12 protein-coding genes are annotated in these 14,926 nt (G+C 73.0%); 2 read left to right on the top strand and 10 right to left on the bottom strand.

The window, feature by feature from the left end:
* Positions 1-353: 353 nt before the first annotated feature.
* On the bottom strand, positions 354-1,607 hold the full coding sequence (gene purD, locus BGP73_RS10125; RefSeq protein ID WP_069813881.1) for a phosphoribosylamine--glycine ligase: 1,254 nt from the start codon (positions 1,605-1,607) through the stop codon (positions 354-356).
* A 300-nt stretch (positions 1,608-1,907) separates the two neighbouring features.
* On the opposite strand from purD, the gene BGP73_RS10120 reads away from it, so the two are divergent.
* Positions 1,908-2,636, top strand: coding sequence for an SLATT domain-containing protein (locus BGP73_RS10120; RefSeq protein ID WP_069813879.1), 729 nt, complete (start codon positions 1,908-1,910; stop codon positions 2,634-2,636).
* Positions 2,637-2,717: 81 nt separating this feature from the next.
* Here BGP73_RS10120 and BGP73_RS10115 read toward each other — a convergent pair whose 3' ends face one another.
* From BGP73_RS10115 to BGP73_RS10080, 8 genes are all read right to left on the bottom strand, one after another.
* Positions 2,718-3,368, bottom strand: a complete 651-nt coding sequence (locus tag BGP73_RS10115) for a hypothetical protein (RefSeq protein ID WP_069813877.1) — start codon at positions 3,366-3,368, stop codon at positions 2,718-2,720.
* Between the two features lie 147 nt (positions 3,369-3,515).
* Positions 3,516-5,477: a hypothetical protein gene (locus tag BGP73_RS10110; protein WP_069813875.1), complete on the bottom strand. Its 1,962-nt coding sequence runs from the start codon at positions 5,475-5,477 to the stop codon at positions 3,516-3,518.
* On the bottom strand, positions 5,474-6,208 hold the full coding sequence (locus BGP73_RS23910; RefSeq protein WP_069813873.1) for a dolichyl-phosphate beta-glucosyltransferase: 735 nt from the start codon (positions 6,206-6,208) through the stop codon (positions 5,474-5,476). Before BGP73_RS23910 ends, BGP73_RS10110 begins: the two co-directional genes overlap by 4 nt.
* 71 nt (positions 6,209-6,279) lie before the next feature.
* Positions 6,280-7,083, bottom strand: coding sequence for a GntR family transcriptional regulator (locus BGP73_RS10100; RefSeq protein ID WP_069813871.1), 804 nt, complete (start codon positions 7,081-7,083; stop codon positions 6,280-6,282).
* A gap of 159 nt (positions 7,084-7,242) precedes the next feature.
* Positions 7,243-8,598 carry an aspartate aminotransferase family protein gene (locus BGP73_RS10095; RefSeq protein WP_069814015.1) on the bottom strand — a complete coding sequence of 452 codons (1,356 nt, stop codon included), beginning with the start codon at positions 8,596-8,598 and terminating at the stop codon, positions 7,243-7,245.
* A 132-nt stretch (positions 8,599-8,730) separates the two neighbouring features.
* Positions 8,731-9,390 (bottom strand): response regulator, encoded by a 660-nt coding sequence (locus tag BGP73_RS10090; RefSeq protein ID WP_069813870.1) that lies wholly within the window; start codon positions 9,388-9,390, stop codon positions 8,731-8,733.
* Complete coding sequence (locus BGP73_RS10085; protein ID WP_170837803.1) at positions 9,387-10,541, bottom strand: histidine kinase; 1,155 nt, start codon at positions 10,539-10,541, stop codon at positions 9,387-9,389. Before BGP73_RS10085 ends, BGP73_RS10090 begins: the two co-directional genes overlap by 4 nt.
* Positions 10,538-11,374: a CPBP family intramembrane glutamic endopeptidase gene (locus BGP73_RS10080; protein ID WP_069813865.1), complete on the bottom strand. Its 837-nt coding sequence runs from the start codon at positions 11,372-11,374 to the stop codon at positions 10,538-10,540. Before BGP73_RS10080 ends, BGP73_RS10085 begins: the two co-directional genes overlap by 4 nt.
* A gap of 300 nt (positions 11,375-11,674) precedes the next feature.
* Here BGP73_RS10080 and BGP73_RS10075 point away from each other — a divergent pair, with 300 nt between their 5' ends.
* Complete coding sequence (locus tag BGP73_RS10075) at positions 11,675-13,519, top strand: protein kinase domain-containing protein (RefSeq protein ID WP_069813864.1); 1,845 nt, start codon at positions 11,675-11,677, stop codon at positions 13,517-13,519.
* A 116-nt stretch (positions 13,520-13,635) separates the two neighbouring features.
* Here BGP73_RS10075 and BGP73_RS10070 read toward each other — a convergent pair whose 3' ends face one another.
* Complete coding sequence (locus BGP73_RS10070) at positions 13,636-14,919, bottom strand: adenylosuccinate synthase (protein WP_069813863.1); 1,284 nt, start codon at positions 14,917-14,919, stop codon at positions 13,636-13,638.
* Positions 14,920-14,926: the final 7 nt, after the last annotated feature.

The raw sequence follows: 14,926 nt of genomic DNA, 5'->3' as shown, positions 1-14,926 counted from the left end.
GGCCATGTGCGGGGAACCCTAACCGCGGGGTCGACGCGCGTCAGCAGGACGAGAAGGTCGTCACTCGATGGAATGGCCTTGGGCAGGACCGGGCCGCTCTGCCGCCCCTGCCGCGGAGCGCGCCAGGGAGTCGATTGGAGCCGGTCAGCTAAGGGTTGTCCCGGGCGAGGCGGCTGCGGTGCGAAGGAGCACTGCTGAGGGAGCACTGCTGAGGAAGGCGTGTCGAGGGAGTGCCGGTGGGGGCCGGGACTGTCAGGGCTGGGTCTGTGTACTTGCCCCGCCTGCCGCGAAGCGACCCCGGCAGGACCGCCTCCCGATCAGTGCGGCGGCGGTACGCGGGGGCACGGACCGGTTCAGGAGTCCGCCGCGGCTCGGGCCGCGATGTCCGAGCGGTGGTGGGAGCCGTCGAGGCGGATACGGGAGACGGCGCGGTACGCACCGGCCCGTGCCGCCGCCAGATCGGCACCGGTCGCGGTGACCGAGAGCACCCGGCCGCCGGCGCTCACCGTACGGCCGTCGGCGTCCCGCTTGGTCCCCGCGTGGAGCACGTACGCCTCCTCGGCCGTGTCGCCGGCTTCCTCCAGACCGTTGATCGGGTCCCCGGTCCGCGGTGTGCCCGGGTAGTTGTGCGAGGCGATCACCACGGTCACCGCGGCCTGCTCGCTCCAGCTGAGCGGCGGCAGCTGGGCCAGTTCCCCGGTCGCGGCGGCATGGAGCAGCCGGGCCAGCGGGGTCCGGAGGCGGGCCAGCACCACCTGGGTCTCCGGGTCTCCGAAGCGGGCGTTGAACTCGATGACCCGCACGCCCCGGGAGGTGATCGCCAGCCCGGCGTAGAGCAGGCCGGAGAACGGCATACCGCGTCGGCGCAGCTCGTCGACGGTGGGCTGCAGCACCTTGTGGCGCACCTCGTCCACCAGCCCCGGCTCGGCCCAGGGCAACGGGGAGTAGGCGCCCATGCCTCCGGTGTTCGGTCCGCGGTCGCCGTCGAGCGCCCGCTTGAAGTCCTGGGCCGGCTGGAGCGGCACCACGGTCTCGCCGTCGGTCACCGCGAAGAGCGAGACCTCCGGACCGTCCAGGAACTCCTCGATGACCACCCGGTCGCAGGCCAGCGCGTGGTTCCGGGCCTCCGCTCGATCGCCGGTCACCACCACGCCCTTGCCGGCGGCGAGGCCGTCGTCCTTCACCACGTACGGGGCGCCGAAGGTGTCCAGCGCGGCGTCGACCTCCTCGGCGGTGGAGCAGACGCGGCTGCGCGCCGTGGGAACGCCCGCGGCCTCCATCACGTCCTTGGCGAACGCCTTGGACCCCTCCAGCTGGGCCGCGAGCGCGGAGGGGCCGAACGCGGCGATCCCGCGCTGGCGCACCGCCTCCGCCACGCCCGCCACCAACGGCGCCTCCGGGCCGACCACCACGAGTTGGACGTCCAGTTCGGCGGCGAGCGCGGCGACCGCCGCGCCGTCGAGGACGTCGACCGGGTGCAGCTCGGCGATCTCGGCGATGCCGGCGTTGCCGGGGGCGCAGTGCACCGCGGTGACGTCGGGATCGTGGGCGAGGGAGCGGCACAGGGCGTGTTCGCGGGCGCCGCCGCCGATGACGAGGACCTTCACGCGGAGCAGCGTAGTCGGCCGGGTCGGGTCCCCGAGCCGCCGCCCCTCCCCGCCTCAGCCGCCGGCGTGACGGGGTCCGGGTTTGACCCTGGCCACTCTTTCGGGCGAATTGAGTCCGGCGCGGTGAGCGCTTATACCTGATGGCACGGCGTTTCCTGAGGTAAGTGCCACGATTCCGTTCCTGAGCCCAACCGTTCGGCGGTAGGAAGAAGGCGTACAACAGTCGTCACGGCCTGATGCGGCGCCAGTGCCGCGTCAGCATGACCGCACCGCCGATCCAGAGGCAGAGGGAGTACACGGGTGAGCCAATCGGAGACGCAACCCGAAGGACCCCGTGAGGATGCCGGCAGAAAGCACGGCGATCTCCTCGGCCAGCCCATCCCGCTGGGGGACTGGGCCGAGCCGGCCGAGCGGCTCGACGAGCTGTACCGCTGGGTCGAGGAGCGCGCGCTCTACACCGTCGACTGGTATCTCGCCGACCGGCGGTGGAAGCGCCGGACGGCGCGGATCCTCCGGGTGGGCGCGGCCGTCTCGGCCGCCACCGGCGTCCTGCTGCCGATGCTCGATCTCGCCGGGGTGCTCGGCGGCGGGGCCGCCTGGGGCTATCTGGCCCTGCTCGGAGCCGCCGTCTGCGCGGGCTCGGACCGCTTCTTCGGGCTGACCTCGGGCTGGATGCGGGAGATCGCCACCGCGCAGGCGGTGCAGCGGCGGCTGGAGGCGTTGCAGTTCGACTGGGCCTCGGAGAGCGTGCGGGAGGTGCTGGGCCCGACCGAGGGCACCGCGAGCGAGGCGGCCGAGCGCTGCCTCTCCGTGCTGCGGCGCTTCTCCGAGGACGTCACCGACCTGGTGCGCGCCGAGACCGCCGACTGGATGGTCGAGTTCCGATCGGGCTCGGCGCCGTTGCGGATACAGGCCCTCGTGCCCTGGGGACCCCGGACGCAGGGCACCCAGCCCGTCACCCGGCTGCCGCTGCCGCCCGGTGCCCGGCCGAACATGCCGCGCCAGCGCCCGCCCGAGCCGCCTCGCTGAGCGCCGCCCCGGCGGCGCCGGGGCGGTCGGCCCGGCCGCTCCCCGGTGCGGCCACCGATCCCGGCCTTTCCCGGCCGGGCGTCAGCTGAAGACGATCATGGCACCCTGGCCGAGGCTCCGGGTCACGGCGGCGTGCAGGCCGAGCCAGACGTGGCGTTCCCGCCCGTATGGGCTGTCGTCGTACAGGCCGACCGCCGCGGGCTCCTCCAGGGTGGTCGGCCGTTCCGGAGCGGCGGGGGCGGCCGGCGGGTTGCCCGGGTCGATGCCGATCGCCGGAGCGACTGCCTCCAGTTCCCGCAGCAGACCGTGTCCCGAACCGAGCGGGCCGCCGCCGGCGAGCAGTTCCTCGTTGGCCAGCGGTGCCCCGAAGTCCAGCGGGACGTACGCGCCGGCGTGGTCGTAGTGCCAGACCAGGTGGGACTGTTGGGCGGTGCTCTCGAACATCTCCAGCAACTGCTCGTAGTCCCCGCCCAGTTCGTCCACCGGAGTCACCGGGAGTCCGCAGACCTGGAGCAGGTAGGCCCGGCGGAGGAAGTGCAGGGCGTCGTAGTCGAAGCCGGCGACGGGGGCGACGTCACCCGTCAGCCCGGGCATGTAGCCGAAGACCGGCACGGGGGGCAGCCCCGCCTCGTGCAGGGCGCGGTCGTAGAGGGCGATCTCTTCTGCGAAGGGGTTGTCCGGGCTGTGGCACAGCACGTCGACAAGGGGGACCAGCCACAGGTCACACGCCACGGGCGCTCGCTCTCAGGTCATGGACGGCACGGGTCGCAACAGCGTAGTTGCCGAAGGACCGTACCGGCATCACCCCCGGTCGGCATCGGCACCCGGATGTCCTGGAGCGTCGCCCCGCCCGCCCTCCGACACGCGGGCGGACGGCGTTCAGCCCACGTCCCAGACCCAGACGCCTCCGACCCGCTCACCGGCCCGACCGGTGAGCCGGTCGAGTGTGACCCGCAGGGCCTCCACATTGGGCTGGTCGGCCAGCACCAGCACCCCGGCCCGCCAGAAGTCGAGGTCCGCGCGGGCCGCTCGCCGCTCCGCGGCCCCGATCTCCGGGATCTCCCCGGTGTTCCGCACGGCGGTGAGCAGGTCGTTGGTGGCGCGCGGCTCCGCACCGTAGATACCGGTGCGGTCCGGACCGGCCGGTCCGTTGAAGTAGCCGCCCGGCAGCGGGAAGCCGTAGTCGGCGGTGATCTGCCAGTGCAGGGCGGTGGCCTCCGCCGGCGAGGGCAGCGGCACCGGGACCAGGGACTGCCCCGGGAGCAGGTACGGGCGCCAGCTCCCGTCGGCGATGAACGCCGGAACCTCCGGCCGGTCCACGGCCTCCAGCGGACGCGGGACGACGGGCAGCAGGGCGGCGCCGAGCACCAGGCAGCCGGCGACCCGGACGACCAGTGCGCGGTTCCGCCGGTCGCGGGCCGACACCGGCGGACGGCCCCCACCCTCCTCCGGGCCGGCTCCGCCAAACGCACCGCCGCCCTCTTCGGAGCCGTCGGAGTCGGTCGCCGCGGGGCCGGCCACGGGCGAGGGCGGCGGTACCGCGTTCCCCTCCTGGACCGACCTCGCTGCCCGGGCCACCCCGGACCAGGCGAGCGCCAGGAGCATCCCGCTGACCGGAGCGCAGATCATGGCGTACCGGGACTCGATCACCGACTCCAGCAGCGGCAGCGTGTCGAGCAGTTGCCAGGGGCCGGGGGCCAGCGGGCTCTCGCCCTCCTTGCCCGTCAGCGAGATCTCCGAGCCCAGCGAGAGTGCCGCGGCGGCGACCGCCGTGCAGGCCAGCGCCTTGACGACGGCTCGCTCCCAGAGCGCCACCACGACGCCGAGCAGCAGCGCGACCAGCGGCCAGCCGTAGAAGGCGTTCTGTTCGGTCGGGTTGAGGGAGAGGGCGTCGGCGGTGGCCCGGTCGCCGGCGAGTGCCCGTCCGGAGAACTCGACGAAGGCCAGCAGCGGGTTGCCGGTGGGACCGTGCAGGATGCTCCGGTAGCTCTGGTCGCCGAAGAACTGCCAGTACAGCGGGTAGGCGACGAGCGGCAGGCAGACTGCGGTGGCGATCGCCAGGCCGCGCAGCAGCGGCCCGGCGGCGGCCCGCGCGACGCTCGGCCGGAGGGCGGCGTAGCAGAGTGCGAAGACCAGCATGCCGCTGACCGCCAGCAGCAGGGCCTCCTCGCCGAGGAAGATCTGCCATGCGGTGAGGAGCCCGAGGAGCACGCCGTTCCGGCCCACCCGCCGCCCCTCGCACAGCCGGAGCGCCCGGTCGATGAGCAGCGGGATGACGAACAGCACCGCCAGATTGGGGTGCGCGTTGGCGTGCGAGATCATCGGCGGCGCGAAGGCGCTGACCGCCCCGCCGAGGACGGCCGCCGCCCGGTTCGCGGTCACCCGGGAGCGGATCAGCCAGTACCAGGCGGTGGCGGTGGCGGCGAGCCCTCCGGTCAGCACCACCGCCCAGGTCACCGTGGGCCCGAGCCAGAGGGTCAGCGGTGCCAGCGGCACCGAGAGCCCGAGCATGACGGTGTTACCCATGAGGTTCACACCGTCGGGGAAGTTCTGCAGGGTGCTGAAGAGCGGGTCCTGGCCGGTGAGGACGTGGTGCGCGGTGACGCCGAAGAACCACTCCCACTGGTTCTGGTCGCGCATGCTGTCGACGAGGTAGCGGCGGTCCAGGTCGGCCCAGAGGTGTGCGTAGAGAAGGAGCGCGGCCAGCAGGTACCCCAGCGGTACGGCCGCCCTGCGCAGCAGGGTCTTCCCCGGGGCGGGGCGCCGCTGTCCGGTGTTGTCTGCGGGGTGGTCCGCCTCGGGGTGGTCCGCCGCTAGGCCGGTCCTCGCCGTGTCGGTCAACGCTCTCCCCCCGTCGTCGTCCGGGGCGCGGCGGTGCGCAGCCGGACTCGTACCACCTCGGCGAGGACCTTGGCGTAGTCCAGCGCCCCCACTTTGGAGCCGGGCCGGTGCGACCAGCGGACCGGTACCTCGGCGATCGGCCAGCCGTTCTCGTGGAAGATCCGCAGAATCTCGACATCGAAGCCCCAGCCGTCGGTGCGGGCCCGGCTGAAGGCCGTCCGCGCCTTCTCCCCGTCGAAGAGCTTGAATCCGCACTGGGTGTCGCGGACCCCGGGCACCGCTAGGGCCCGGATGATCTGGTTGCCCGCCTTGCCCAGCAGTTCCCGGGCCGGATGCTGGCGGGCCTGCACTCGGGAGTCGGGGCGGGCCCGCGAGCCGATCGCGACGGCGAAGCCCTCGTCCAGCCGCCGGTCGAGCAGCGCCAACTCCTCGATGGGGGTCGCCTGGTCGGCGTCGCAGAACAGCACCCGCCGGCCGCGCGAGGCGCGGACGCCGATGCGTACGGCGTGCCCCTTGCCCCGGTTGACCGGGGCGCGCAGTATCCGGATCCGCGGCTCGTCCGCGGCGGCCTCCTCGGCGATGGCGGCGGTGCCGTCGGTCGACCCGTCGTCGACGACGATCACCTCCCACCGGGGGGAGTTGGCCGGGCGGGCGGCGTCCCTGAGGTAGCGGCAGACCTCGTCGATGCCGGGCCGGAGCCGCCGTTCCTCGTTGTAGGCGGGGATGATCACGGACAGGTCCGGGGGCGCGGTGGCGGCGGGCCGAGGCCGCTGCGGCGGCACGGCCCCGCTGGCCGTCGGTCTCACGAGAGCGGGGCCAGGCCCGCGTCGCGCTCGCCCCCACCGGTCGGCGGCGCGTTGGCGACCTGTGTCCCGTCCGTGGCGGGGAGTTCCTCCAGGAGCGCCAGGGCGTGGTTGTCGTAGTCGGCGATGATCTGCCGGGTGGCCTCTCCGTCACCGCGTTCGACGGCGTCGACGAGTTCCCTGTGGCGGCACCAGAGACGGCTCTTGAGGTCGGACTTCCGGCGGAGGTGGGGAACGGTGAACACCCAGCCCTGCACCCGCATCCGGTCGAGCAGGTCGCAGATGTACTGGTTGCCGATCAGGCTGCTCAGTTCCCGCCAGAACCGCAGGTCGTAACCGATGAGGATGTCCAGGTCGCCGGCGCGCGAGGCGCGGCAGGCCTCCTCGGCGCGGCGCCGCACGGAGACCAGCGCGGCCGCGGTGGCCGGCGAGGACCGCCGGCCGTCGATCCGGTCGATGACGGCCTCCACGACCAGCGTCCGGGCCTCGACCATGGCCCGGAAATCCTCCGGGCCGAAGCGGTGCACCTGGAAGCCGCGGTGGTGCTCCAGGTCGATCAGGCCCTGCGCCGAGAGGTCGACCAGCGCCTCCCGCACCGGGGTGGCGGAGACCCCGTACTGCTCGGCGATCTCCTTGACGCTGACGTGCTGCCCGGCCGGCAGCCGGCCGGCCACCACCTCGTCGCGGAGCGCGTCGGCGATCTGCTGCCGCAGCGTGTTGCGGGTGACCGTGGTGCGGGAGGGTCTCGCCGCGCCGGCCGATCGGGCGCCGCTGCCACCTCTGCCACCGCCGCTGCCGGGCATGTTCGGGATCTCTCTTCCGCCGTTTCCGAGCCGCGCCGTGCACGCGGACCGCGGATCACGATAGGCGAAGCCGGCCGGGAATTGGACCGATCCCGGCTCCCCCGGGGAACGCCGGGCGGGGGGCCGTCGGAGGCCCGTGCGCCCGGCGCTCGCCGCTCCTCAGCCGACGTGCGCGTCGGCCACCGACAGCGCCTCGTCCAGGATGGCCAGGCCCTCCTTGGCCTCTTCCGCGGTGATCGTGCACGGCGGCACCACATGGGTGCGGTTCATGTTCACGAACGGCCACAGCCCGCCCTGCTTGCAGGCCGCCGCGAACTCCGCCATCGGCGCGTTCGCCGCCCCGGAGGCGTTGTAGGGCACCAGCGGTTCCCGGGTCTCCGGGTCCTTCACCAGGTCCAGTGCCCAGAAGACGCCCATACCGCGCACCTCGCCGACGGAGGGGTGGCGCTGGGCCATCTCCCGCAGCGCCGGTCCGATGACCGTGCTGCCGATCTCCGCCGCGTGCTCGACGATCCCCTCCTCCTCCATGAGGTTCATCGTCGCCACCGCCGACGCGCAGGCCAGCGGGTGGCCGGAGTAGGTCAGACCGCCGGGGTAGGGGCGCTCCTCGAAGGTCGCCGCGATCTCCGCGGAGATCGCCACCCCGCCCAGCGGCACGTAGCCGGAGTTGACGCCCTTGGCGAAGGTCAGCAGGTCCGGGGTGACGTCGAAGTGGTCGAGGGCGAACCAGCGGCCGGTGCGGCCGAAGCCCGCCATCACCTCGTCCAGGATGAAGACGATGCCGTACCGGTCGCAGATCTCCCGGACACCGGCGAGGTAGCCGGGCGGCGGCACCAGGACGCCCGCCGTGCCGACGATCGTCTCCAGGATGATCGCGGCGATCGACTGCGGCCCCTCGAAGGCGATCAGCTGCTCCAGGTGCTCGAGCGCCCGCTGCCCCTCCTCCGCCTCACTGGTGGCGTGGAAGTTCGAGCGGTACGGGAAGGGGCCGAAGAAGTGCACCACGCCGGCCGAGGCGGTGTCGGACGCCCAACGCCGCGGGTCGCCGGTGAGGTTGATGGCCGCCGCGGTGGCGCCGTGGTACGAGCGGTAGGCGGAGAGCACCTTGGGGCGGCCGGTGTGCACCCGGGCCATCCGGACGGCGTTCTCAACGGCTTCGGCGCCCCCGTTGGTGAAGAAGATCTTGTCCAGGTCACCCGGGGTGCGGCGGGCGACGAGCCGGGCCGCCTCCGAGCGGACGTCCACGGCGAAGCCGGGCGCGATCGTGCAGAGCTTCCCGGCCTGCTCCTGGACCGCGGCGACGACCTTCGGGTGCTGGTGGCCGATGTTGGTGTTGACCAGCTGGGAGGAGAAGTCGAGGTAGCGGTTGCCGTCGTAGTCCCAGAAGTACGAGCCTTCGGCACCGGCCACCGCCAGCGGGTCGATCAGGCCCTGCGCGGACCAGGAGTGGAAAACGTGGGCTCGGTCGGCGGCCTTGACGGCCTGTCCCGCCTGCGGATCGATGTGAGAGGCCATGCCGGCCACCCTAAGGGCTTACCCCTCGTCCCTGTCAGGCGTGCGACGGCAGCCGCCGGCGGCCCGCGGGCTCGGCGGGCCGGCGGGTTCCGAGGGGGCTCCACGACCAGGTGCCGTCTCCGAGGCCACGCCTCAGGTGACCAGGCCCTGGCGGTAGGCGTAGACGACGGCCTGCACCCGGTCGCGGAGATCGAGCTTGGTGAGGATGCGGGAGACGAAGGTCTTGACGGTCTCCTGGCTGATCAGGAGGGTTCCGGCGATCTCGCTGTTGGAGCGGCCGTCGGCGATCAGCCGGAGGACCTCCAGCTCCCGCGGGGTCAACGAGACATCCTGCCGGGTCGCCTCGTTGGGCCGTATCCGGGCGGCGTACCTGCCCACGAGCTGGCGGGTCACCTCCGGGTCCAGCAGTGCCGCCCCCGTGGCCACGGTGCGGATGCCGTGGAGCAGCTGGGCCGGCGGCGCGTCCTTGAGCAGGAACCCGCTGGCCCCCGCGCGCAGCGCCTCGTAGACGTACTCGTCGAGGTTGAAGGTCGTCACCACCAGTACTTTGACGGGGCGCGGCACCCCGGCACCGGCCAGCAACCGGGTGGCTTCGATGCCGTCGAGCACCGGCATGCGCACGTCCATCACCACGACGTCCGGCCGGAGCCGACCGGCGAGGTCGACCGCGGCCTGCCCGTCCCCGCACTCACCCACCACCTGGAGGTCGGGCTGGGCGTCGATGATGGTCGCCAGTCCGGTGCGGATCAGCACCTGGTCGTCGCAGACCAGGACGCGGATCGGTGCGGTCACGAGGTACTCGCCGCGGGGATGCGCGCCCGAACCGTGAAGCCGCCGCCCGTCTCCGAGTCCGCGCTGAACTCGCCGCCCAGGACATCCACTCGTTCCCGGAGGCCCGCGAGTCCCCGACCGCTCCCGGCGGGGAAACCGGCCCGCCGGCCGGACCCCTCCGTGCTGACCTTCACCGTGATCTCCCCTTCCCCGTGGCGCACCCGGACGGAGGTGCGGCTGCCGTGGGCGTACTTGAGGGCGTTCGTCAGGGCCTCCTGCACGACCCGGTAGGCCACCAGGTCGGCGCTGCCGGACGACTCCGCCGGGGTGCCCTCCTCGGTGAACTCCACCGGCTGCCCGGACCGGCGGGTCTGCTCGACGAGCGTGTCGAGTCCGCCGACCGGTGAGGTCCTCGCCGCGCCGCCGTGGTCGGGGTTGAGCAGGTCGAGCAGGTGGCGCAGGTCGGTGATGGCCCGCCGGCCGGTGTCGGTGACGGCGGCCAGGGTCTGGTCCAGGCGCTCGGGCGCGGCGGTCAGATACCGTGCCGCCTCGACCTGCACGACCATCGCCGTCACATGGTGGGTCACCACGTCGTGCAGCTCGCGGGCGATGCGGGTGCGCTCGGCGACGCGGGTGTCCTCGGCGACGCGGCGGCGGCGTTCGGCCTCCATGGCCCGGGTGGAGCGCAGCCACGCCCCGATGCCCCAGGCGAAGGCCAGCGCCAGGTAGAACGTCAGGAAGCCGTCCCATGTCTCGCCGCTGCCGAACCGGGAGAGCGCGATCGCCAGCGGCACGTACGCCGCGGAGAAGAGCAGCGCGGTGGCGCGCCGGCGCCGTTCCAGGTGGGAGCCCACGCTCAGCAGCGCGATGGGCAGCGCGGTGCCTGCGAGCGAGTGGTAGCCACGGAGCTGGTCGGCTGCGAAGCCGAGCGACACCAGGGCGAGGCAGACGACCGGCCACCGCCGGCGCACGGCGAGCGGGAGGCATTCGAGGGCGACCGCCACGACGGCCAGCGCGTCGAAGGGCCGGTTCGGCAGGTCACCGATTCGTGTCCCGTAGCTGTGGAGCACCGGCAGCAGCGACCCGGCGAGGAGCAGCACTCCGAGCAGGAGATCCCGGAGCGTGACGTCGAGCCGGTGCCACAGCTCCGGGGCGCGCCGCATGGTGATCACCGGGAGAGTGTAGTGGTGGCGTCGGCGCGGACAGCACGCTGGTTACGGGGGATCAGGTGGCCACGGCGGCGGGCCAGCCACATGAACACGACCATCGCCAGCAGGCCGAACGCCACCGAGTACAGGCTGCCCTCGGGGCCGAAGTCGCCGCCGGTGAGCAACGTCGGGCCCGATGTCGCGGCGTCCAGCAGGCCCTGCGGGGTGTCGTTGCCCGAGACCTCGGTGCTGAAGATGGCCGCGGCGGCGAAGTTCCAGCCGAAGTGGAGGCCGATCGGCAGCCACAGCCTGCGGGTGGCGACGTACGCGGCGGCGAGCATCCCACCGGCCTCGATCGCGATGGCGATCGCCCCCCACCAGCTGGCGTTCGGGTTGATCCGGTGGACCAGGCCGAACAGCAGGGCGGTCAGCGACAGCGCGATCCAGGTGCCGGTGCGCTCCTCGATGATCCGGAACAGCACGCCGCGGAACATCAGCTCCTCCGTCACGGCGGCGGCGGCCATGAAGCCGAACAGCCCCACCGTGCCCGAGGGTGAGCCCAGGCCGTTGACCTCGTACCCGCCGAGGAAGGCGAGGTTGGCGATGACGGCCCCGAACAGCCCGACACCGATCAGCGTCCCCCGGCCGATGGCGGGTCCAGCACCTTCCCGACCCACCTCCGTCGCCGGCCGGCGCTCGCTCCACCGGACCACCCACCCGTAGACGAGCACCGCGAGCACGGCCGTCAGGACGCCGAGGGCGAGCGTGAGCCACGGATTTCCTTCCACCGCCCGCACCGCCTGACTCCCCGCCAGGGCGACCGCCGCGACGGCCAAGAGCTGCCATACCAGTCTCATGAGGACTCCTCCACCGGATCCGCGGTTCGAGCGCCGCGACTGGTCGGAACGCTACGGATCGGGCGGCCCGGAATCGTCACCTCACCGTGGACACCTGCGGGTAGCTCGCACGGGGGACAGAGCCGGCTGGGCCGCCCGGACGGGGCCGATCGGCCGGCCCAGCCGGGCGGGGTGGCTCGGCCGCCGCGGCAGGCAGCCGGTCGGCTCCGGTGGACACCGGGCCCACGCCGCGCCGGTGCCCTCTATCCTGATCGGGCGTCCGGTAGGAGAGGCCGGGTCCACGGGGGGAGGAGCCGCACAATGCAGCAGTTGGGGGCCGACGACCCGCGTTGGATCGGCGGGTACCGGTTGCTCGGCCGGCTCGGTGAGGGCGGGATGGGCCGGGTCTACCTGGCCCGTTCGGAGCGCGGCCGGACCGTCGCGGTGAAGCTTGTCCGCTCCGAACTCGCCTCCCGGAGCGACTTCCGGGAGCGGTTCGCCCAGGAGGTCGCGGCCGCCCAGCGGGTCGGGGGCAGGTGGACGGCTCCGGTGCTGGACGCCGACACCGCGGCCGCCAACCCCTGGTTCGCCACCGGGTACATAGGCGGGCCGTCGCTGGAGGCGGTCGTCGAGCACGACCACGGTCCGCTGCCGGAGCGCTCGGTGCTCCACCTCGCCGACGGACTGGCGCACGCCCTGGAGGACATCCACACCGCCGGCCTGGTCCACCGTGACCTCAAGCCGGCCAACGTCCTGATCACCGTGGACGGCCCCCGGGTCATCGACTTCGGCATCGCCCGCAGCATGGAGACGCTCGCCGGCGGCGCGCTGACCGCGACCGGCGCGGTCATCGGCTCGCCGGGGTTCATGTCCCCGGAGCAGGTGCGGGGCGAGCGGGTCACGGCGGCCAGCGACATCTTCTGCCTGGGCTCGGTGCTCGCCTTCGCGGCCACCGGTCGGCAGCCCTTCGGCAGCATCGACAGCGGCATGCACGCCCTGATGTACCGGATCGCCGAGGCGGAGCCCGACCTCACGGGTCTGCCGGAGCGGCTGCACGCCCTGGTCTCCGGCTGTCTCGCCAAGGACCCGGCGGAGCGGCTCACCCTCGCCGAGGTCTCCCGCCTCACCGGCCAGGGGCTCGCCGAGGGCCGTTCACCCGGCGACGCCCCCGACGCCGAGCCCTGGCTGCCCGGCGGACTGCTCGCCCGGCTGGGCCGGGAGGCGCTGCAACTGCTGGACGTCGAGAGTCCGCAGGCACCGGCCCCGCCGGCCTCCGAGCGGTCCCACCGCTCCGCCGCACTCCCCGATCCCCGGGTGCCGGGGCCTCGTCCGGTGACCCCGGTTCCCCAGTTGTCGGAGCCGGTCCCGCCGCCGCCCGGCCTGTCAGCCGCCAGCATGCTCCCGCCGCACAACGCGCCGTACGGCCCCGCCCCGCTGTCACCGGGCGGCCCGTACGGCGGCCCCGGTTTCCGTCTGCCGACCGGCCGCTGGACGTCTCCGCGCGGCCTCGCGGTGGCCGCCAGCGCGGTGATGGGCGGCCTGCTGCTCTACGTCGTGCTCGACCTGCTCCTCAACTGCTGGTTGGCCACGGCTTTCGCGGAGCGCGGCGGCTTCGGCCCCAGCACGGCGGTGGAGGCGAGGAGGGTGAAGCTGGAGCACCTGGCCCCGATCGGCTCGCTGCTGGGCCTGGCGACCGTCCTGCTCTGGGTGCTGTGGTTCTACCGGGTCCGGCAGAACGCGGAGGCGTTCGCCTCCGAACCGCAGCGATTCAGCCGTGGGTGGGCGGTCGGCGCCTGGTTCACGCCGGTGGCCCAGTTGTACCTGCCCAAGCAGATCGCCAACGACATCTGGTCGGCCAGCCTGCTGCCCGATCGGCCGCCGGTGCTCTCCCGCACGCTGCTGAACAGCTGGTGGGGCCTGTTCTGCGCGATGTTCGTGATGGGTTTCATCAACGTCGGCCTGGAGGACGAGGCGGAGGGCGGCGGCTATGCCTCGCAGGCGAGGGCCATCGTGGCCGACATCGCCTTCGACCTGTTGACCCTCCCCGCCGGGGTCCTCGCGATCCTGGTCGTCCTCCGGCTCACCAAGGCCCAGGAACTGCGCGCGGCGTGGCAGAACCTCTCCCCCGCCCGACCGTACGCCGGCCCGGTGTACGGTCCGCGCTGACCGGCCGCGCGGGCTACGGACCGTCGGCGCGCCCGGCCACGGTGGCGAGGTGCTCCGCTCCGGGCCGGCCGGCGAGCGGCTCGCCGGCCGGCCCGGAGCGACTGAACCCCGTGGGCTCAGAGGAACGAGTTGATCTGAATGGTCTCGGTGCGGCCCGGGCCGACGCCGATGGCGGAGATCGGAGCGCCGGACATCTCCTCCAGCGCCTTGACGTACCGCTGCGCGTTCTTCGGCAGGTCGTCGAAGCTCTTGGCGCCGGTGATGTCCTCGGACCAGCCGGGGAGCATCTCGTAGACGGGCTTGGCGTGATGGAAGTCGGTCTGGCTGTACGGCAGTTCCTCGACCCGCCGGCCGTCGATCTCGTAGGCGACGCAGACCGGGATCCGCTCCCAGCCGGTGAGCACGTCGAGTTTGGTCAGGAAGAAGTCGGTGAGGCCGTTGACCCGGGTCGCGTAGCGGGCAATGACCGCGTCGAACCAGCCGCAGCGGCGGTCACGGCCGGTGGTCACCCCTCGCTCACCGCCGATCGTGCGCAGCGCCTCGCCGTCCTCGTCGTGCAGTTCGGTCGGGAACGGCCCGGCACCGACCCGGGTGGTGTAGGCCTTGAGGATGCCGATCACCCGGTTGATCTTGGTCGGCCCGACGCCCGAACCGGTGCAGGCGCCGCCCGCGGTCGGGTTCGAGGAGGTCACGAACGGATAGGTGCCGTGGTCCACGTCGAGCAGGGTGCCCTGGCCGCCCTCGAAGAGGACGACCTTGCCCTCGTCGATGGCGTCGTTGAGGATCAGTGTGGTGTCGGCGACGTAGCCGCGGAGCTGGTCCGCGTAGCCGAGCAGCTCCTCGAGGGCCTGGTCGACGGCGATCGCCCGGCGGTTGTAGAGCTTCGCCAGGACCTGGTTCTTGTAGTCGAGCGCCGCCTCGACCTTCTGCCGCAGGATCGACTCGTCGAAGAGGTCCTGGACCCGGATGCCCACCCGGTTGATCTTGTCCGCGTAGCTCGGGCCGATGCCGCGGCCCGTGGTGCCGATCCGGCGCTTGCCGAGGAAGCGCTCGGTGACCTTGTCGAGGGTCGTGTGGTAGGGCGTGATCAGGTGGGCGTTGCCGCTGAGCAGCAGCCGGGACGTGTCGACGCCGCGCTCCTTCAGTCCGCTCAGCTCGGAGAGCAGGACCGCCGGGTCGACGACGACGCCGTTGCCGATGACGGGGGTGCACCCCGGGGAGAGGATCCCGGAGGGGAGGAGGTGCAGGGCGTATGTCTGGTCGCCCACGACCACCGTGTGGCCGGCGTTGTTGCCGCCCTGGTAGCGCACCACGTAGTCCACGGAGCCGCCGAGCAGGTCGGTGGCCTTCCCCTTGCCCTCGTCACCCCACTGAGCACCGAGCAGCACAAGTGCGGGCACAGGCGTA

Origin of the sequence: Streptomyces sp. TP-A0874, from assembly GCF_001748085.1 — a bacterium.
In the GTDB taxonomy this organism is placed as follows: domain Bacteria; phylum Actinomycetota; class Actinomycetes; order Streptomycetales; family Streptomycetaceae; genus Streptomyces.
This window is presented reverse-complemented; position numbering and strand designations above follow the sequence as displayed.